Consider the following 18352-nt stretch of genomic DNA (forward strand, 5'->3'; position numbering starts at 1 on the left):
CATCCGGTGATCAGAACAGCGTCGGAACGGCTGAGGTGGACATATGCGCTGGGTACGCTGTCCACTCCCCCTGCCCCGACGTGTGGTGTCTGCAGCAAAGCGGCTACGTCGTGCACGGTCCCCCCGGGACATGACAAAATGGTCAGTGGCGCTGATACAGTACCGCCTCATCGGTACATTTTGAATGATCGTCACGCAGTCCCCCAGGGAGCGCGAGTTGGTACAGCAGCAGCGCGCGATCCGCACGCGCAAAGTCTTCCTGAAGGCGGCCGCCGAGGTCTTCAACGAGCACGGCTACGACGCTGCCACGATCGCCGCGATCCTTGATCGGGCCGGCCTCACCAAGGGCGCGCTCTACTTCCACTTCACCTCCAAGGAAGAACTGGCCCGCGGTGTCCTCCAAGAGGCCGTCACCACAGACGGAGTCTCCCCGCAGGCCTTCAAACTCCAGGAATGGATAGACGCAGCACTCCTGCTGGCCTACCGCCTCCCCAGAGAGCCCCTCCTCAGCGCGGCCATCCGGCTATCGGTCGACCCCCGCGCACGCAACCTCTTCGGCACCCGCTGGCCGGACTGGATCACCTACGGAGCCGAACTCCTCACCGAAGCCAAGGAACGCGGTGAACTCCTCCCCCACGTCAACCCGGCCACCACCTCACGCCTCCTCGTCGGCGCCTGGACCGGAGTACAGGTGGTGAGGGAATCGATGCCCGAGCGCCCACTGGCCCTCGTCACCGAAATCTCCGCCCTCTTCGAAACCATCCTCCCCAACATCACCCAACCCGCCGTCCTCGCACGCCTCGACACTTCTCCATACCGCGCCGAACGCATCATCAGCCACACGACCACTGCCACCGCCGCCCCCTGACAGCCAGTCGACTCCCCCACCGGCACCCGAACAAGCGCCCGCCCCCTGCCCATGAAAAACGGCCTGGGCGGTGGAGCGGCGGACCTCGTCGCGGTCGCCGGCCGGCCTTGACGGCGTCTTCCTCGAATGGGCGGGAGCGTACCGATCCGGCCCTCTTCGAGTCGATCCAGGACATCGGTCGCTACGAGGGGGCCACAGGTGACTTTCAGGTTGTCGTGGACCTGTGAGAAGGACGCCGTGTTCCTGCACGACGCGCTGAAGGGCAGCCGTGCCCGGCACGTGGCCCGGTGTGGCGGCCGGCAGCGTGGCGCTTACGTCGACTTGGGGAGCATCGGGGACAAGAGCGTCACCGTCGGCAAGGAGCGCACCGCACCCGTCCCCTGCTGCGACTGCCGCATGCGAAGCTCGGTTGACCTGCCCTGGAGCCGGACCGTTCGTACGCCGTCTCCGAGCAGGGCGAACCGTTCGGTCGACTCGGCGAGCTCCTCACCCGGCATCCCCGCCGACGAGCGGGCCGTACACCTCCTGGCGGCCAAGCGCGTCGGCCAGGCCGCCGACAGCAGCGAACTGACCGCGCGGGCGGAGAAGTGCACCACGATGTTCAAGGGCCTGCCGGGCGCTCTCGGGTTCGAGCAGATCACCTCGCCTGCGCCTGGCCGGCACGGTCCTGGCTGTCAGGGCGCGAGCCCGACCGTCCCCCGGAAGTGCGGACACTCCATGAAGTCCTCGTGCTCGCAGGCGAGCGCGCACTCGATCAGGTCCAGGGATGCCTGCGCGGCGGCGATCCGGGAGCGCAGTGCCTGCGCCTCGCTGTGCAGGACGGGTCGGCGCGCGCCGGGAGCGGACGCCGAGACCAGCGTGCGGATGGCGTCGAGGCCGAGCCCGGCCTCCTTGCCGCGCAGGATCACGGCGATCCGGACCGCGTCCTGTTCGCCGTAGCGGCGGCGGCCGGCCGCGTCGCGGGCCGGGGCGAGCAGACCTTCCGCCTCCCAGTGACGCAGCACGTGCGTGGCGAGAGAGAACCGCTCGGCCAGGACTCCGATACTCAAGGTGACAGGCGGGCAATCGCTTGACTTCATGTCGGCATTAAGTCGCAGTCTGGCGTCATGGACAAGGACACGAAGAACCTTCTGCGCGTACTCGATGCCGTCGACCACTCCCCCGGCGCGGCCGAACTGCGTTCGCTCACCTACGCGTTGCTGAGCGGGGCTGTGGACGGGGCCGTGCTGGACGCCGGCTGCGGGGCCGGGCGCGCGGTCGCCGAACTGACCGCCCTGGGAGTGGCGGCCGAGGGCGCCGACCTGGACGAGGGCATGATCGAGGCGGCCCGTGACCGGCTGCCGGGCGGGACGTTTCACGTCGCGGACGCCTGTGACCTGCCGTACGGCGACGCTTCCCTGGCCGGGTACCGGGCCGACAAACTGTTGCACACCCTTCCGGACCCGGCACGGGCGCTGGCTGAGGCGCGGCGGGTACTCAAGCCGGGAGGGCGGGCGGTGCTGGTAGGGCAGGACTGGGACACCGCGGTGATCGACTCCGACGACGCGGCGCTGACCCGGACCGTCGTCCGGGCCAGGGCCTCCCTGGTCGCCAGCCCCCGCGCCGCACGGGCCCACCGGAACCTGCTGCTGGACGCGGGATTCCACGAGGTACGGGTGGAGGTCCGCACGGCCGTCTTCACCGGGCCGGACCTGCTGCCCATGGCGACAGGTCTGGCCCAGGCGGCCGCCGCGGCGGGCGCGGTGCCGGCGCCGGAGGCCGCGGCATGGATCGCCGAGCAGCACGACCGGGCGGCACGGGACAGATTCTTCATGGCGGTGCCGTTCTTCCTCGCCTCCGCCACCGTTCCACGCGACTGAACGAGAGCACCACCCCGTGCCGCGCGGTCGTAGCGGCAGCGCTCAGCGCGGCCCCCCAGAGTGCAACGGTTGCCGTGCAGATCCACGAAAGGGGCCATCGAGCCGTACGGCTCGATGGCTCGCCCCCCTTCCGGAGAACACACGCCCGCCGCCGTCATGCGGGCGTGATCAGCGGCGAGATCGTCGGTGTACAGGAAGAAGCCGTCCCGTCCGCCCGTATACGTGCGCACGACGGCACGCTGCCTCTCGTCCTTCACCCGTGCGAAGCAGCGTGATGCCGTGCGCCACCCCGGGCAGACGGGCGAACGCCCGGCAGCTGCTGCCGCCACGGGCCGTGCTGTCGACCAACTCACCTTCCGGCACAGCTGCCGCACCCCGGGTCGTCGTGACAGGGGTGCTAGAGCGCGTCTCTTTGATCGGCTGGTCAGTTGATCAGATGTGTCCGTCCGGTTAGTCATCACTCATGCGATGTGGGACCGGATCGAGCTGCTGATGCCGGCCGATCCCGTCCGCGGTCGGCGGTGGGTCGATCACCGCCGCACCTTGGAGGCCATCGCGTGGAAGTACCGAACCTGCTCGCCCTGGCGGGATCTGCCGGACGAGTTCGGCCTGATCCAGACCGCGCACAAACGGCTGATCAGGAGGGCAGTGGACGACACCCGGGGGACAAAACCTCGCCGTAGTCCTGTCAGCAGCGGATTGCAGCGGCGATGTCGGCCGCACCGTGTCGGTGGACTCCACGCTGCCGGGCCCACCAGCATTCCGCCGTAGCCAGGAAAAAGGGCTCCAGGCCGGGCCGAGCCCGACGATCACGCACTCGGACGGTCCCGAGGCCTCGTCGCCATCCTCATCCGGGCCCGGCGATAGACCGCTGTCAGCGATCCACGACCCAGCGCGCGTCCGCGGGCCACGAGCCCGTGCCGACGATGTGCTCCACGAGTCTGCATGCTTCACCCATGGGTACGGTGTCCTGGTCCGGGTAATGGTCGTGCTGCCCGCCGGACAGGAAGAACCCGTCGCTCGACCCACCGGATCCAGGGTCCACAGCATGCTCGCCGGGATCGCCCTCCTCTTCGAGCAGCATCACCATCGCGCGCTCGGTGTTCGTCGCGAAGGCCAGCAACCGTCCGGACGAACTGATCAGCCACGTCTCGAGCCGGCCGCTGTCGATCCTCGACCGAAGAGCCTCCAGCACCACCTCGGACGTGACAGGAACAGAACTGTCGTCGTTGATCACCCAGGTTTCGATCACGAGCACGACGATCTCACGAGCGGATCCAAGAGACAGTTCCTCAGGGGTGCGACAGGGCCTCCCGGACGGCGTCGATGCCGAGGGCCAGGTCCGCGTGGAAGCTCTGGTGGAGGTCGAAGTCCCGGGTCATGTCGACGTAGTAGCCGTCCGGCAGTGTCGACTCGGCACGCGAGAGGTCGCTGTTCAGTTCGTCGAGCTGGTGGATCATCCGGTGGGTGTCGCTCAGGGACTGTGTGAGGGCCTCGGCAAGCGAGCCGCCGGGCTGAGGGAAGTTGTCCGCACCGGGCCGGTGCAACGCGCGCAGCGCCGCACGCACCGCCGCGCGCCGGAACTGGACCAGGGCGAGGGACGCTTCGATCCCGTCGTAGGAGACCTCGTTCGTCCAGGGGTCGTCATGGGCGAGGCCCGCCGCCAGGAAGCCGACGCGGCGCGGGACGTCGAGGTCCTTCACCCAGTCGAACATCGGCGCGGCGAGCGCGGCGTCCTGTGCCAGTGCGACCGCGAACGCCCGCGCGTCCTCCCTCCGGAACTCGTCCCTGGTGGCCCGTGTCCCGGACCTCTCGGCCTCCCGCCGGAATCGCTCCACCTGAAGGGCGAGCACCGCTCCGAGCCGCACGGCCGCCAGCTCGACCGTGGGAATCCCGCCGAGCGCAGCCTCGCGGCCCTGCGCGTCGCACCGGGCGAGGCCGGCCGCGTACGCCAAAATCCCAGATGGCGCGGGCTCGGCGAACGAGTGCAGCTCTGGTGCGCCGAAGGGCGGCACGGGGAGCGAAGGGCCGAGGTTCCACAGCGGAGGTACGGGGGCGCGGCGAGCGATGGTCCCGTCTGCACCAATGGAGCCGCTCACCTCGTCCAGCCCGGCCCGCAGGTCGAGTACAGGATCCAGCGCGGCTGCCAGCTCGCCCAGCAGCTCCGCGAACCTGACGTCTGCCTCGGCGGTCCCCTCGGCCGCTCCAGACCCCCCGGCCTCCCCCGGCGCCTCGGCACTCCTGGACTGCCCTACCCCCGTGTCCGCTTCGAGCAGCTTGCCGACATGGCGCAGGGTGCGGTGCACCTTCGCTATCGACAGGCCCAGCTCGTACCCGATCGCTCCTGGCGCACAGCCGGCCAACCGAAAGGCAATGACGTTGAGTTGGCGCTCGTTCAACTCTCTCAGCGGCGCGAGCGCCACCACCGTCCGGGCCTGCACCAGGGCGTCGGTGCTGCCCTTACCCAGGAGGGCGGGCACCGTCCCGTGCGCCGGGCGGAGCGCTCCGACGCCGCCACCGACGGTCATCCGGCACGTCCAGGACCGCAGCGCCTGCGCGGTGACCACAGGGGTCCTGGTGTCCTTCGCGGCCCCGACCGCGTTCCCGACAAGGAGGTCCATCCACCGCCGGGCCACCGCCATCGAGTCCTGGGCGAGTCGCGCCGCCTCCACCAGATCCGCGCCCCGCAGCAGCGACAGGGCGACAAGCGGCCCCACATGCGCCCGGTAGTAGTCCCCGAACCCGACGCCGCTGACGGACACCGCATCCGCCGGATCTGCCGCCATTACCCCAACTCACCTGCATTCGCCGTCACTTGTAATCTCCGTCGGTGTTCAAGGTAGAGGCTCGACGCGGGGTGAGGAAACCGCCCAGCCCTCTGGAGCAAGTGCGGGCCAGCCGCATGGGCGGTGCGCGGCGCAGCGAGACCCAGGTCAGACCACCGGTGACGGGCAGGCCCGGTTCACGAGGCCCGAGACATGCCGGACCACGCGGATGACCTGGCAGGAATAGCCGAAATCGTTACTGCCTACCAGGCCGCTTCCACTTCGTCGGCATCCTCGTCTGGACCCGACCCTGACCAAAGAGACAAGCCCTCACCGGCCGATCTCGCCGACAACCTCGGCCACGCCACGTCATCGATGGCGAGCCACGGCGCAGCGGCCACGGCGGTGGGTGTCACTCCGGTGAACGCTTTGACCTCGCGGTGGAGGTGGGCCTGGTCGACGTAGCCGCTGGTGGCCGCCACCTGGGCGGCGGCGTCACCGGCTGCGAGAAGATGGGCGGCGTGCTCGAAGCGCACCAGCCGGGCAGCACGCTCGGGCGTGACGCCGATCTGGGAACGGAAGCGGGACCGCAGGCGCTTACGGCTCCACCCCACCTCGTTCGCCAGTGCATCGACGCGCACCCGTCCCCGGCCGGCGAGCAGCAGCCACCAGGCAGCAGCCACTTCTGGATCAAGGGACGGGCTGGCACTCAGCCGTCGGCCAAGGGCATCCTCTGCGATGGTGAACCGCTCGTCCCACGACGCGGCCGCCCGCGCCTGTCCTCGGCTCGCCCGGCGTCGGGGTCCCAGACCTGGCCTGGCCTGGCCTGGCCTGGCCTGGCCTGGCCTGTGGAGGGTCAGTGACCGGCGCCAGCCTTGACCGCTTTCGTGGCGAAGTAGCCGGAGAGCCAGCCGGCGGTGGCCTCCGAGTGGTGCGGCGCCTCGGCGAAGCCGGTGATGGCGAAGCCCGCCGCGATCTGCCCGCCGAGCTGCTCGGTGAGCGTGTGGCTGTACTCCACCGGTGCGTCGAGGCCCCACAGCCGTTCCCGCTCGGCGGGCTCCAGGTGGGTGAGGTCGCTGTAGGGCAGGCGGTGGCGCACCGTCAGCTCGCCGCGCGCCTCCAAGGACTCGGCGTCGAAGAGGTAGAGGTCCGGGTTGAGGAAGCCGGACAGCAGCGTCCCACCGGGGCGCAGCACGCGGTGGCACTCGCGCCAGACCGGCGCCAGCTCCGGGATGAACAGGTTGGAGACCGGGTGGACGACAAGGTCGAACGAGGCGTCCGGGAACGGGCTCAGGTCGCGTGCGTCGCCGAGCACGGTGCGTAGGTCGAGCCCCTCCCGCGCCGCGACCATCTCGTCCTGCGCCAGCTGGCGGGGCGAGTTGTCGAAGACGGTCACCCGCGCGCCCGCCGCGGCCAGCACCGGACCTTGCTGCCCGCCGCCGGAGGCGAGGCAGAGCACGTCGCGACCGGCGATTTCCGGCGGGAACCAGGTCGGGTCGGCCGGCTCGTACCCGATCAGGACGATGGACCACTGGCCGGCCCGCGCCTTCGCGATCACCTCGGGGCCGACCGGGCGTGACCACTCGTTACCCTGCTCCACCTCGCGGTCCCAGGCGAGGCGGTTGTGCGCGACGGGGTCGACGGGAGTCTGGCTCATACGCCGTACCCTAGTTGCTGCACCGCGCAAGTTCCGCTGGGGTGCCGGGCTGCGAGGCACGGCGGGCCACGAAACGGCGGCCGCCTGATAGCCACACCCAGCACCCCCGGGTGATCAACCTTATGAATGGCTCGATCAGCCTGATCAAGAAGGGCAGAGCCGCCTGAGCGGGAAGCAGGCGGGCCTCTCGTGCAGAATCAGGATGAACAATTCTCATTGAGCATCCCTTCCCTCTGCCTGGCACGCCGGTGAACGCGCCGGGGAGTGAGCCGGGGCCGGCGCATCAAGGGGACATCGCCCCCGCTGCGGTCAGTCGCTGTAGACGCCGACCTCGGAGAGTGAGTAGCCCCACCGGGTGCCGCGCTCCAGCCCCTGAACCCGTACGTAGCGTGCCGGAGTTCCGGCGAAGCGCGCCGTGTCCAGGCCGCCGTCACCAGCGGTCGTGGACCACGCCGTCTGCCAGTTCGTGCCGTCGGCCGACAGCTCGACACGGTAGGACTTCCCGTACGCCGCCTCCCAGTCGAGGGTGACGCGCTTGATCAGGTTCGCCGATCCGAGGTCGATCCGAAGCCACTGATCGTCGCTCCACTCGCTGGCCCAGCGGGTGCCCTCGTCGCCGTCCACGGCCCGGCCCGGTGCGAAGTTGACGAACGGGTTCCACCATTCCGACGTGGACGCCGAGGCGGCCGCGTCCGAGGCCAGGTTCACCCCGGACTTGTGTTCCTCGGACTTCCCCCAGGTGCGGAGGTAGGACTCGGCGCCCGCGAAGAGGTCGTCCACGACGTCCTGGCCGCCGACGATCCGGATGTCCTCGATCCAGTCCGGGACCATGCCGTAGTGCGCCGCGCCATGGGTGTTGAAGTCCCAAGTGCGCTCGCCGGTGGTCTGCTTATCGATCACCGAGCCGCCGTCCGTGCTGCGGAAGGGGTACTTCACCGGGTTCGGGGTGTCCCCGCCCCGCGGGCCCGGCCAGCCGCCGACACCGTTCATGTCGGTGCCGTAGCCGTAGCCGACCCCGTATTTCTCGCGTACCGCATCCGTGCGCTTGGCCTCCGCACTGAACGCCTGAGAACCGCTCATGTACTGGCCGATGAACCCGCCCAGCCTGTAGAGCCGCTCGGTCCAGCCCAGGTCCATCCAGCTGTGCGAGGAGATGACGCCCGGGTACGACTCGGATTCGAGGATCTCGAAGGCCTGGCCCGCGGCCTTCACGCTCATGTGGTCGATCTCCAGCATCATCTTGCGCTTCATCATGCCGCGCACCGCGTACTCACCCAGATCGCTCAGCCCTCGGGTGTTGCACTGCGCGTCCGAGGCGTACGAGGGGACGGCCACCCCGGTCGGCAGCTGCTTCTCCGCCTGCGCCGCCACCGCGTTGCCGATGGGATTGTCGTGTTGCGGTCCCCGGCAGGTCTCCACCTTCCAGAAGGTGCCCGTCGACAGGAACTGCCCCACGTTGATCGCCGTACCGAGTGCCCCGGAGTCGAAGCGCACCCCGCACAGGGCGTTGTCGAACTTGTGGCACAGGAACATGCTGCGCACGCCCAGTTTGTACAGCTCGTCCAGGCCCCGGTCGATGTCCTCCTTGGAGCACTGAGCGATGTCCAGGATCTGCTTGCAGCCGAACGGCTCGGAAGTCTCCACGCCCAGGACGACGGCCAGCTTGCCCTGCTCGATGACCTGGCGGGCCTGGGCGCTGTCGGTGACGATGCGGAACCAGCCCTTGCCGGGGCCGCCGTACATCCTGTCGATGAAGGCCTGCATGTCGTACGACTTCTGCGCCTGGAGACGGATGGCGGTCATCTCGTCGCAGCCGCGGTCCTTGAAGAAGTAGACCGAGCAGATCACCCCGTTGGTGACCAGGTCGTTGACCAGAACCCGCTGGCCGCCGCGCCATGCCCGCTCGATCCAGGCGTAGTAGTTCTGCTGGTGGGTCAGCGAGTCGTGGGCGGGCCAGTCCTTGAACGTTGGCCACCCGTTGGGGTCGTGCTTGCCGTCACCGCCCTTCGTGATGAGGTCGAAGACGGCGAGCGTGCCGTCGGGGTAGTGCTCGGGGCAGTCCCTCAGAGCGTCAGCTATGCCCTGCTCGGAGAACGGCTTGCCACAGATCAGCCGGCCGCCGAAGCCCTCGTTGGACATGATGTGATCGTGGGCGTCGACGAAGCCCCTTACGCGCCCCAGGGCGTCGGTGCCCTTGAAGGGTTCGCCCGTAACGTTGATCTGCGAGTCGGGTGCGGGCCGCGCGGCGGGGGTCCACCAGCCGGGCTCCGCGGCGGAGCTGGGTATCGGGCCGAGTGCCAGGGCCATCACGGTGAGGAGCAGTGACACCACCGTGAGGGATCTGAGCCTGCGGTGTGGAGGTCGGACCATGGCTGCCACTCACCTTAATTGACATGCCCACTCAAGTTACTGGTGAGTTGAGGATCCCGGCGGCTGACAGGAGAGTCAATGGCCCGGGACGCCAAATCTGATGGCCCCTCAGTTTTGATGAACTTATGCCACGCGCGAGACACGAGGCGTAACCGAGGACGTGGATGCGTCGCAGCCCATCAGATCGCCCCCGCTGACGCCACTCCCAGAGTGCCGCCAGTCGGACTCGGGCGAGGATGAGCCTGGGCACGGATGCGTCACGCCCGAAGGGCAATCAGCCGCAGTATCAGGTCGCCTCCTGTCTCCAGATGCCTGATCCGCCCGATCATCGCCTTGCGGCCGGCCTGAGCGCTCCAACGGACCGGCCCCGCGGCCACTTCGCACGTACACGTGGCCAGTTACCCATCCCATCTCAACAGACGGGCGAACCGCAGCCGGCAGCCACCGGGTGAGGAAGCGGAACCTGCTGGCCCGGGACGACGCGCCACCGGTACGGTCAGTCCGTGTGCACCTACGCCTCCGTCCACTACAAGCTGCACTACGCGTGCATATCGTGCCGGATCAGCTTCAAGCGCCATCCCAGCAACGCCGGACACACGTGCCCGCGCTGCGCCGGACCGCTGCTGTGTGCTGGCCACGACTTTGCGGCACCTCGCCGCAGTAATCGGAAGGCATGGTCGGTCGTCGCGGTGGTCCTGGGCGCTGGGCTGCGCTACGAGGGCTTCGAACCGTGTGGTTGCGGGCGGGATCCGAAGTTCCGCCCTCGTACCCGTGCACAGCTGCGAGCCCGCCGCAGGGTCGCCGCTCGGACCGGCACTCCGCTCGCGGAGCTGCTCGGCCAGGCCGACCCGCTGGAGAATCGCTGATCCCGGCAGGGCTCGGCGTAGTTCACTTGGTTCAGCTCCTCGACACACGAACCACGGGCACCTCAATCGGTATCGGTCGCGGCAAGCACGGCCAAGCGCCGACGGCCTGAGGAAAGCGCGGCTAGACCGATGTCCCAGGCCTCCTGCTCGAACCACTTCGTGTCGGCACCGTAGCCATGCCAGACGCAGTCCCGCACATGTGCTTCGACCTCAGCGACGGTGGAGCCCTCTGGACTTCCGGCCAGCGCGGCCAGGGACTGCCAGGCCGCCAATCGGCCGTAGGCGCCATAGGAACCGGAGTTGTATGCCCCTCCCGTCGACGCCGCCGCGAAGAGCACTCGCCATGCCTGGGCCGGCGGACGGACAGCTACCGACAGAGGGGCCTTCCTCCCCGCTCCGCGCAGACACTCCAGCCCCAGCGTCAGGAGCGCGGTCGGGACCGACTCGGCGTCCAGGGGTTCCGCGAGGCCGAACACGCGTGCCTCGATGCGCCCGTTGGACTCCTCAGCCCAGTTCGCCACGGCCCTGCCAATCGCACTTGCAGCGGCCTGTGTTGTCGTCTCCTTCGCCGACGGGACGCGTGCGTCGGCGATCACCGCCAGTTCGCGGCTCTCCGACGGTCCGTACGGCATCGAGTGGCTGCTGCCACGGATGCTGTAGCTCGGCAGATCCGCATTTCCCTCCACGTCGGACAGAGTCAGGGGCAGCCAGCCCAGCGGGTGATGACTCCAATGCGGCGACGTCGCCCAACCCGCGATCCCCGGCGTGTCCTCGACGAACACGCCTCTGAGAACCAGCTCATGGACCAGGCAGGCCCGAAGCTCCTCCGAAGCACGGCCGGTGAACGCCGCAGCCAGGTCGGTCGCCTTGTGGCTGGAAGCCAGCAACGAAGCCGCGTAGCGATCCAGCTTCCTGTTGTTGACCTCACCCGAGGAGATCAGCCGCAGCGCCTGGGTGACATTCTCAGGACCGGCGGTGGTGGCCAACAGTCGAAGCAGATGGTCGAAGACGCTTCGGTACTGCCACATCTGCCCCCCGGTGCCGTAAGTCCTGGCGAGAGCGATGCCAAGGTCCGCGGCAAAGGCAGCATCCCCCTGCGCGGCACGGCCATCGGCCACCGCCCATACGCCGGTGACGTCCGCCAGGTCCGGCAGCCCCGTCACCATCTTCTGTATCTGATCAGCCACGGCCCTGAGCCTACGCATCCGACGGCCCCAGCTCACCCCATGAACGACGCCGGTCCGTCGGTGGTGCCAGCAGGCGGTGCGCGGTTCAAGAACCGGCTCCCGGCGGACAGCTAGCTGGTCGCCTCGCTGGGTGAGTTCCTCAACCCCTATCTCGCCGGGGTCGGTGAGGTCGGCAGGTACCTGTCGCCTGGTGCGGAGCTGGCCGCGGTGGCGCGTTCCGGCTACATGGTGGTGCGTGTGGAGGAGCGGCCGCGGACGCAGACGTGGCCGGCGGGCACATGCCCCGGGACGGCACAACGGTGGGGTGCAGAGGTCGGTGACCGCGCAGGCGGCGTAGGCAGGGCGTTGGCCGTTGGCCTACGAGCTGACGATGACGGCTCGGTCCGGTCGGTGGGAAGTCACCGCCCTGCACGCGGGAGCCGATCCGGCGGTGAAGCCGTCGGCGAACCTCTCCGGTGTGGTCGGGGGTGAGGAGCAGTGAGCCGCTCCCTCCTGCTGGCCGGGAAGCTCGATTCGCTGGGTGACTCGTCGCTGGGCACCCTTGAGGACTGGAGCGACAAGGGCCTCACGGTCGCGTTGATCTCCATCGTTGTGATCACGGTGCTCCGCAAGGTCAGCCTCTAGGCGGGCATCGGTGCCCGGATCGGTCTGCCGCTGGCCCTGGGCATCTACAACTCCCGCGCTCACCGGCGAACACCTTCGAGGACGAGGTCAACAACCCCGCCAAGTCGCAGCCCGCGGTGACCGTCGTGCCTTAACGAATACGGGGGTCGGGGATCCGAGCGGCATGGTGGTCGGCGTCGATCTGGACTGCGGGACGATCCAGGCCGATCCGGAACGGGGCAGCCGAGGGCATCCACCCCGACCACATCGTCGGCCCGCCCTGCGCATTCGCCGGACCGGTCGTGCCGAGCGGCCTGCCCGGCACCAGGGGCGACCCGAGACTCACCCGTGACCTGCGGAAGATCCACTGCGGGGGTTACCGCGGGTTCCTTCGCCACGCGCACAGGATCGTCACCGAACCGACATACCAAGCGGTCGGAAACCCCTTACGCAAGGGCTATACCCATGAGTAACGTACGCGGACCACCAGCGCCACCCGCCCGTTCCCCGGGGCGGCAAGGAGCAAGATCGATGTCGTACCACCAGCCTTTCCCCGGCCCACCACCCGTACCCCAGCACCGGAATGCCGGGCGGCACCGCCAAGAGGCGGCGTCGCAGTCCTGGGACACCGATCCACAGGCAGCCTGGGACTCGTCCCCGCGAGCGTGGGACTCCTCGCCGCAGGGCTGGGACTCCGCGCAGCAGCCCTGGGACGCTTCCCCGCAGCCGCAACCGCCCGCCGCCACCGACGATCGTGATGATCTGCACCGGCTCGGATCGGCTTACCGCAGGCTCCGCCGCGTCGCCACCTTCACCGCGCTCGGCTACTTCGTCATCTTCCTTTTCCTGTCCGGCTACGCCCCCTCGATGATGACCAGCAACATCACCGGTGGTCTCACCACCGGTCTGGTCCTGGGGCTCCTCCAGCTGCCCGTGGCGCTGGCTGCGATCGCGCTGTACGAGCGGAGCGCGCGCAACCACGTCGACCCGCTCGCCATGGCGATCCGCGAACGCGCCGAGCAGACAGCCGCGGCAGCCGCGCCCCGGCCGGAACGCCAGAGCCGCTCCGGACGCCCCGTGTGGCAGCAGCCCACCGGAGGTGCGCGCGCATGACCAGCTTCAGTTCCGATGCCCAGACCATGTCGCTGATGGCGTTCATCGCGGTCATCACTGTCACGCTGCTGCTGTGCGTGATAACCGGCCCCGATCGTGACGACCTGGGCGATTTCTACACCGGCTACCGCTCGCTCTCCCCCGTGCAGAGCGGCCTCGCGATCGCCGGCGACTACATCTCCGCCGGCACCGTGCTCGGCACCATCGGCATCATCGCGCTCGTCGGCTACGACGGCGTCACGCTCGTACTGAGCACCGTGCTCTCGCTGGTCCTGATGATGTTCCTGCTCGCCGAACCGCTGCGTAACGCCGGCCAGTTCACGATCGGCGACGTCTTCACCCGGCGTCTCCCCGGCCCCGCAGTGCGGATCACGACGGCCGCGGTCACCCTGACGGCACTGCTGCCGCTGGTGATCTTCCAGCTCGCGGGCGCCGGCGATCTCCTCTCCGTCGTTCTCGGCTTCGACGCCGACGGCTTCAAGACCGGGGCGATCGTGTTCCTGGGCCTGCTGATGATCGCGTACGCGGCGATCGGCGGCATGAAGGGCACCGCCTTCATCCAGATCGTCAAGACCGTCGCCCTGCTCGGCGCGTCCCTCGCGATCGCCGCGCTCATCCTCAACCGCTTCGACTTCAGCCTGCCCTCCCTGCTGGACGCCGCCAAGCGCGGCAGCGGGGCGGGAGACGCCTATCTCGCCTCCGGTCTGCAGTTCGGCGGCAACGAACTCGACATGATCAGCACTCAGTTGACGGTCGTGCTCGGCGCCGCGGTGCTGCCGCACATCACCATGCGCATGTTCACCGCACGCAGCGCTGCAGCCGTGCGGCGCTCGATGTCCTGGGCCGTGTCGACCGTCGTCGTGACCTGTCTGCTGATCGCCGTCATCGGCTTCGGCGCGGCGGCGATCGTCGGCCACCAGAAGATCGTCGCCGGCGACCCGCAGGGCAAGACAGCGTTCCTCATGGTCAGCCAGGCCGTCATGGGCACGGACCAGACGACCGTCGAGACACTGCTGTTCACGGCCGTGGCGACAGCCATCTTCCTCACCCTGCTGGCCTCGGTCGCCGGGATCACCCTCGCCTGTGCCAACACGCTGGCGCACGACCTCATCACGCACGGACTGCGCCGCAAGACGCAACTGAAAGCCTCCGCAGAGATGGCCATCGCCCGGACCGCCGCGGCGGGCGTCGGGCTCGTGGCGATCGCGATCGCCGCCGGTGCACGGCATCTGAACCTTCAGGCGCTGCTCACCCTGTCGTTCTGCATCGGCGCGTCCGCGGTCGCACCGGCCCTCATCTACAGCCTCTTCTGGCGCCGCTACTCCCGTACGGGACTGCTCTGCACTCTCATCGTCGGCAGCGCCTCCGCGTTCATCCTCATGACCGGCAGCAACCTGGTGTCCGGATCGCCCCAGGCGATCTTCCCGGACGAGGACTTCAACTGGTTCCCGTTCACCACCTCGGGCATCCTCTCGGCCCCGCTGGGCTTCCTCGCGGGCTGGCTCGGCACGGTGCTCCACGAACGTGACCCGGCCGACCAGCGCATGCGGTACGAAGCGGTAGAGGAGACGATCCTGGCCGGCACACCCGCGGCGAGCAGCGCCTCCGCGTCCTGACGCGCACGCCCCGACGAAAGGGCGCCCGGCCTGAAGTTCAGGCCGGGCGCCCTTCCGGTGCGGCGGGATCAGCGGCAGTGGGGCGCGTGTTATCTGCGGGGCCCGATGCTGGACGGTCGGCGTAAGTCGATCCAGCCGATGGCGCGCGGCTGCCGGACGGGAAGGTGCAGTCCCTGTAGCAGTTCGTGAACCAGTCGCCGTGAGATCCGTTGCCGGTGCGGAAACGGATCCCTCGTCGACTCTCCGAGGCGATCACGCCACAGGTGTGGGTGATCGACGACGTGTCGCTCCCAAGTGCGGCCGGACCTCGGCCGGCGTTGCCCGCCAGTACTGCGGAGTCCTGGGGAAGCGGGCGCACTGCCAGGTCGCGGTCAGTGTCCACGCCGCCACCGACACTGCGTCGTGCCCGCTGGACTGGCATTTGTATCTGCCCCGGGAGTGCACGGACGAGCCGGGCCGTTGCCGTCGGGCCGGTATCCCCGACGGCGAGGGTGAAGCGCCGGCCAAGTGTCCGTCCGACGGGGCGGGTGAAGCCCTCCGCGAACTCGCCGGAGATGTCAGGAGAGTTCCGAGTAACAGTCGGCAGTCCCGGCGAGATCCGCGACCACTGCGTCTCCAGGGTCTCCGGACAGAAGCCGACCGGCTCGCTGAGGTTCTCCAGCGTGACGTTGACCCTCATGAGCACGGTCCGATCTCTTCGGCGACGTCGATCGTGGCCCGCCACCTGGAGGTCAGCGCCTTCCGGTCGGCAACGGCCCTCAGTTCGGCGTCCTCGGTGACGTGGGCATACGTGTGCAGCGGGTCTGCACGTCGGCGTGCCCGAGTCTTCGAGAGACCACGTGGACCGGGACCCCGGCCGGCAACAGCGCAGTGGCGTGGCTGTGGCGGAACCAGTGGAGTATCCAGGGGCCGGGAACGCGTCCGGCGAGCTGGTGTCGGAGGCGATTCACAGGTCGTAAACGCTGTCTGGCGACCAAGTTTGGCGAACCGGGGCTCGCGAGCGAGGTTGACGAAGACGTACGACCGCCCCGTGTGCCAGCACATGCGGGAGGCCGAGGAACTGGCCCTGGCCGGACGGGGGATCACAGGCCACCGAGGGTTAACCCGGCTCCCGAAGGCCGCTTCCGCGTGCCGGCCGCGAGGAGCTGCTCGACGAGCGGCTCGTCCTTCGGAGCGCTGGCCCGGTCCGGGTACAGCGTCTTGTCGATCAGCTGCTCGCCATAGCGCAGCAGGGGCGGACCTGTCATGCACATCCAGTTCGAGAAGCCCTCGAATTAGGCTCCTGCGATCGCACCGGTGGCCGGGCCCTCGCCGGCCCGGGCCACCGGGCTTTCGTCTCCGTCCTGTTCTCACATTCGGAGTTCGGAGACAGGCACTTAGTTTGTTCTTTATCTAGCGGCCCTGGCGGCCTCGAACTGAGTCGCTCACCTGGGGATTGGCCGGACGCGAGGGCGGCAATCGTCTGATCATGTGCTTCGGCCGAGGTGCACGTGACCACGACGAAGGCTGTGAGGGTAAGTCTGCTGCCTGATGCTGTCCGGAGAGAAACGTTCGCGGAGGCGGCACAGAAGAGCAGGCCTGGTGCCCGGCGTGCATGGGCGATCGACCCGCCCGGTGCCCGTCAGGGCGGGCCGGGAGCGAAGGACAGCATGCGGGCTTCGTGTTGGTCGTCGTCGCCGCTCACGCCCGCCGACGTGAGGACGACCCGTCCGCCGGCATAGGCCAGCCGTCCGCCGGCCATCTCGTACTCCTGCGCCGTGGTCGTTGGGGGGTGTCGCAGCACCACCTTTTCCGTACCCGCGGCACCCGGGCCCATCAGGAAGGTCCGGCCGGGGCGGCTCGGTGTGGCCGACTCGTAGACGAGCACCGCCTTGCCCTTCTCCGCACGCAGGGGGTGCAAGGTGCGCAGCTCGTTGTTCTTGACCCCCCAGAGGAACTTCCCGCTGGCCAGGTCGTACAAGCGGATCCTGTCGTTGCCGCCCAGAATGATGTGGCCATGTCCGACCGCTGTGCCGCGACAGGGCTGGATGTCGCCGCCGCTCCCGTCCCCGGCGCATCGCTCGATGCTCGTGCCCCGTGGGTCGATGGTGGCGCCGGGCTTTCCTCCCGGGCTCAGGGCCACGACCCGCCAGTCGTCGATGTGGTCCACGGCGTTTTCCGTGGTGAAGACGACCGGATCGACGGAGATCATGCTTCCGACCTTCCATCCGGTCTTGGTCCGGTGGCGCCACAGGACCTTGCCGGTGAGCGGGTCGATCTCGCGGAGCTGGCTGTGGTTCTTGCTCTGGTCGATGTCGATCGCGCAGTCGGACTTCACCAGGAGCCGGGAACCGCCCGCCACGTCGTCCGGGAAGCACTTTCCAGGGTCCTCCCAGGGGATTTCGAACAACTCGGTTCCGTCATCGACCCGATAGGCGGTCGCCTTCATGCTCCGGGCGATCGCGAAAGTACCGGCGCTGATGGCGCTGTGCACGATGAAGGTGTTGTCCCCGTCACCGGTCTCGGGGAGCTCCTTGTGCCATCCCGGCTTCCCGGTCCTCAGATCGATCATCTGCATTTGGTTGCACCGGTTGTTCCTCCCGGAGTCGGGCCTCTTGTGGTGTACGAGCACGACCTTGCCATCGGGCGTGGGGTTGGCCGGTGTCTCGCAGACGGGAGCGGGCAACGGCATGCTCCAGACCTCGGCGCCGTCCGAGAGACGGTAGGCCGCGACTTTTCTGTGCAGAGTCTGGACGACGGTGTCGCCGACGATCCATAGGTCGTAGAGCTTCTGGCGCCCGCTGGGCAGGTCGGTCTTGTCATCGACGATCCACGCCGCCGCCTCCCCCGGCTTTCGTGCGGCGTTGATTTCCTCCGTGGTCGGTATGTGCTTCGCCTGCGGGGTGTTGACCGCTGGGGAACCAGGCGGGGTCGTCGGCGCGGACGGGCCGGATGATTCCTTCGCCACGGGAGTGGCGGGCCCGTCCATTCCTCGGTCGACGAGGGCGTACACCCCTCCTCCCACGGCCACGAGCAGGAGCACGACGGCGGCCGCGATGACCGGTGCTCCGCCGAAGCGCCGCCGGCGCGGTGGCCCTCCGGGCGGTGGCCCTCCGGGCGGTGGCCCGAAGCCCTCCGAGGCATACGGGTTGCCGGGAACGGGCTGCTGCGGCGAGCCCGGTGTGTACCAGGGCTGCGGCGGATTGGGCATGGGTCTTCCCCCTGAGAGGTGCCACTCGGTCAGGAAACTGCTTCTCGGACTCAAGCTCGGGAGACGCCGGGCGGAGGTGTGCTCCGTCATCTCACGATGCCGCCCGCGAAGATCACTGGTATGGACGCGCCACGCGCCGATGCGGTTCTCCCGCAACGACAAGGGACCGCGAGGTCGCTGAGAAGCCGTCAACCATTCTTGACGAGCTTGTTTGCCATCTACCAGGACCTGCCGGGTCTGCCGATGGCCTTGAGGTTC

The 18352-nt window shown here is 68.8% G+C and carries 14 protein-coding genes and 4 pseudogenes; 7 read left to right on the plus strand and 11 right to left on the minus strand.

What is annotated here, in order from left to right:
• Window positions 1–217 precede the first annotated feature (217 nt).
• On the plus strand, window positions 218–868 hold the full coding sequence (locus AB0C82_RS28570; RefSeq protein ID WP_362847952.1) for a ScbR family autoregulator-binding transcription factor: 651 nt from the start codon (window positions 218–220) through the stop codon (window positions 866–868).
• 674 nt (window positions 869–1542) lie between these two features.
• On the opposite strand, the gene AB0C82_RS28575 is transcribed toward AB0C82_RS28570, so the two are convergent.
• On the minus strand, window positions 1543–1917 hold the full coding sequence (locus AB0C82_RS28575) for a MerR family transcriptional regulator (RefSeq protein ID WP_362847255.1): 375 nt from the start codon (window positions 1915–1917) through the stop codon (window positions 1543–1545).
• Window positions 1918–1974: 57 nt separating this feature from the next.
• On the opposite strand from AB0C82_RS28575, the gene AB0C82_RS28580 reads away from it, so the two are divergent.
• A complete protein-coding gene (locus AB0C82_RS28580; protein WP_362847258.1) occupies window positions 1975–2727 on the plus strand; it encodes a methyltransferase domain-containing protein in 753 nt (250 codons plus the stop codon).
• Window positions 2728–2792: 65 nt separating this feature from the next.
• Here the strand turns inward: AB0C82_RS28580 and AB0C82_RS28585 are convergent.
• Window positions 2793–2990 (minus strand): annotated as a pseudogene (locus tag AB0C82_RS28585) (VOC family protein); the annotation flags it as partial.
• A gap of 175 nt (window positions 2991–3165) precedes the next feature.
• On the opposite strand from AB0C82_RS28585, the pseudogene AB0C82_RS28590 reads away from it, so the two are divergent.
• A pseudogene (locus tag AB0C82_RS28590) lies at window positions 3166–3561 on the plus strand (transposase); the annotation flags it as partial.
• Window positions 3562–3601: 40 nt separating this feature from the next.
• Here AB0C82_RS28590 and AB0C82_RS28595 read toward each other — a convergent pair.
• From AB0C82_RS28595 to AB0C82_RS28620, 6 genes and pseudogenes are all read right to left on the minus strand, one after another.
• Window positions 3602–3979, minus strand: coding sequence for a hypothetical protein (locus AB0C82_RS28595; RefSeq protein WP_362847261.1), 378 nt, complete (start codon window positions 3977–3979; stop codon window positions 3602–3604).
• Between the two features lie 40 nt (window positions 3980–4019).
• Window positions 4020–5513 carry a hypothetical protein gene (locus AB0C82_RS28600; protein WP_362847264.1) on the minus strand — a complete coding sequence of 498 codons (1494 nt, stop codon included), beginning with the start codon at window positions 5511–5513 and terminating at the stop codon, window positions 4020–4022.
• A gap of 242 nt (window positions 5514–5755) precedes the next feature.
• Window positions 5756–6303 (minus strand): annotated as a pseudogene (locus tag AB0C82_RS28605) (AraC family transcriptional regulator); the annotation flags it as partial.
• 45 nt (window positions 6304–6348) lie between these two features.
• Window positions 6349–7149, minus strand: coding sequence for a class I SAM-dependent methyltransferase (locus tag AB0C82_RS28610; RefSeq protein WP_362847266.1), 801 nt, complete (start codon window positions 7147–7149; stop codon window positions 6349–6351).
• Window positions 7150–7458: 309 nt separating this feature from the next.
• A complete protein-coding gene (locus AB0C82_RS28615; RefSeq protein WP_362847269.1) occupies window positions 7459–9519 on the minus strand; it encodes a discoidin domain-containing protein in 2061 nt (686 codons plus the stop codon).
• Window positions 9520–10447: 928 nt separating this feature from the next.
• Window positions 10448–11572: a DUF6183 family protein gene (locus AB0C82_RS28620; RefSeq protein WP_362847272.1), complete on the minus strand. Its 1125-nt coding sequence runs from the start codon at window positions 11570–11572 to the stop codon at window positions 10448–10450.
• Between the two features lie 477 nt (window positions 11573–12049).
• Here AB0C82_RS28620 and AB0C82_RS28625 point away from each other — a divergent pair, with 477 nt between their 5' ends.
• The 4 genes and pseudogenes from AB0C82_RS28625 to AB0C82_RS28640 form a co-directional block, all read left to right on the plus strand.
• Window positions 12050–12196, plus strand: a complete 147-nt coding sequence (locus AB0C82_RS28625) for a hypothetical protein (protein ID WP_362847274.1) — start codon at window positions 12050–12052, stop codon at window positions 12194–12196.
• Between the two features lie 510 nt (window positions 12197–12706).
• The gene (locus tag AB0C82_RS28630) at window positions 12707–13288 is read left to right on the plus strand and encodes a DUF485 domain-containing protein (RefSeq protein WP_362847276.1); all 582 of its coding nucleotides are present in this window, start codon (window positions 12707–12709) and stop codon (window positions 13286–13288) included.
• Window positions 13285–14904 (plus strand): cation acetate symporter, encoded by a 1620-nt coding sequence (locus tag AB0C82_RS28635; protein ID WP_362847279.1) that lies wholly within the window; start codon window positions 13285–13287, stop codon window positions 14902–14904. The genes AB0C82_RS28630 and AB0C82_RS28635 overlap by 4 nt, the downstream gene beginning before the upstream one ends.
• Window positions 14905–14934: 30 nt before the next feature.
• Window positions 14935–15388 (plus strand): annotated as a pseudogene (locus AB0C82_RS28640) (transposase); the annotation flags it as partial.
• A 274-nt stretch (window positions 15389–15662) separates the two neighbouring features.
• On the opposite strand, the gene AB0C82_RS28645 reads toward AB0C82_RS28640, so the two are convergent.
• The 3 genes from AB0C82_RS28645 to AB0C82_RS28655 form a co-directional block, all read right to left on the minus strand.
• Window positions 15663–15854: a tyrosine-type recombinase/integrase gene (locus tag AB0C82_RS28645; RefSeq protein WP_362847281.1), complete on the minus strand. Its 192-nt coding sequence runs from the start codon at window positions 15852–15854 to the stop codon at window positions 15663–15665.
• A gap of 132 nt (window positions 15855–15986) precedes the next feature.
• A complete protein-coding gene (locus AB0C82_RS28650; RefSeq protein WP_362847283.1) occupies window positions 15987–16151 on the minus strand; it encodes a hypothetical protein in 165 nt (54 codons plus the stop codon).
• 374 nt (window positions 16152–16525) lie between these two features.
• On the minus strand, window positions 16526–18094 hold the full coding sequence (locus AB0C82_RS28655) for a PQQ-binding-like beta-propeller repeat protein (RefSeq protein ID WP_362847285.1): 1569 nt from the start codon (window positions 18092–18094) through the stop codon (window positions 16526–16528).
• Between the last annotated feature and the right edge of the window lie 258 nt (window positions 18095–18352).

This window comes from Streptomyces sp. NPDC048560, from assembly GCF_040650955.1.
Taxonomy (GTDB): Bacteria; Actinomycetota; Actinomycetes; order Streptomycetales; family Streptomycetaceae; genus Streptomyces.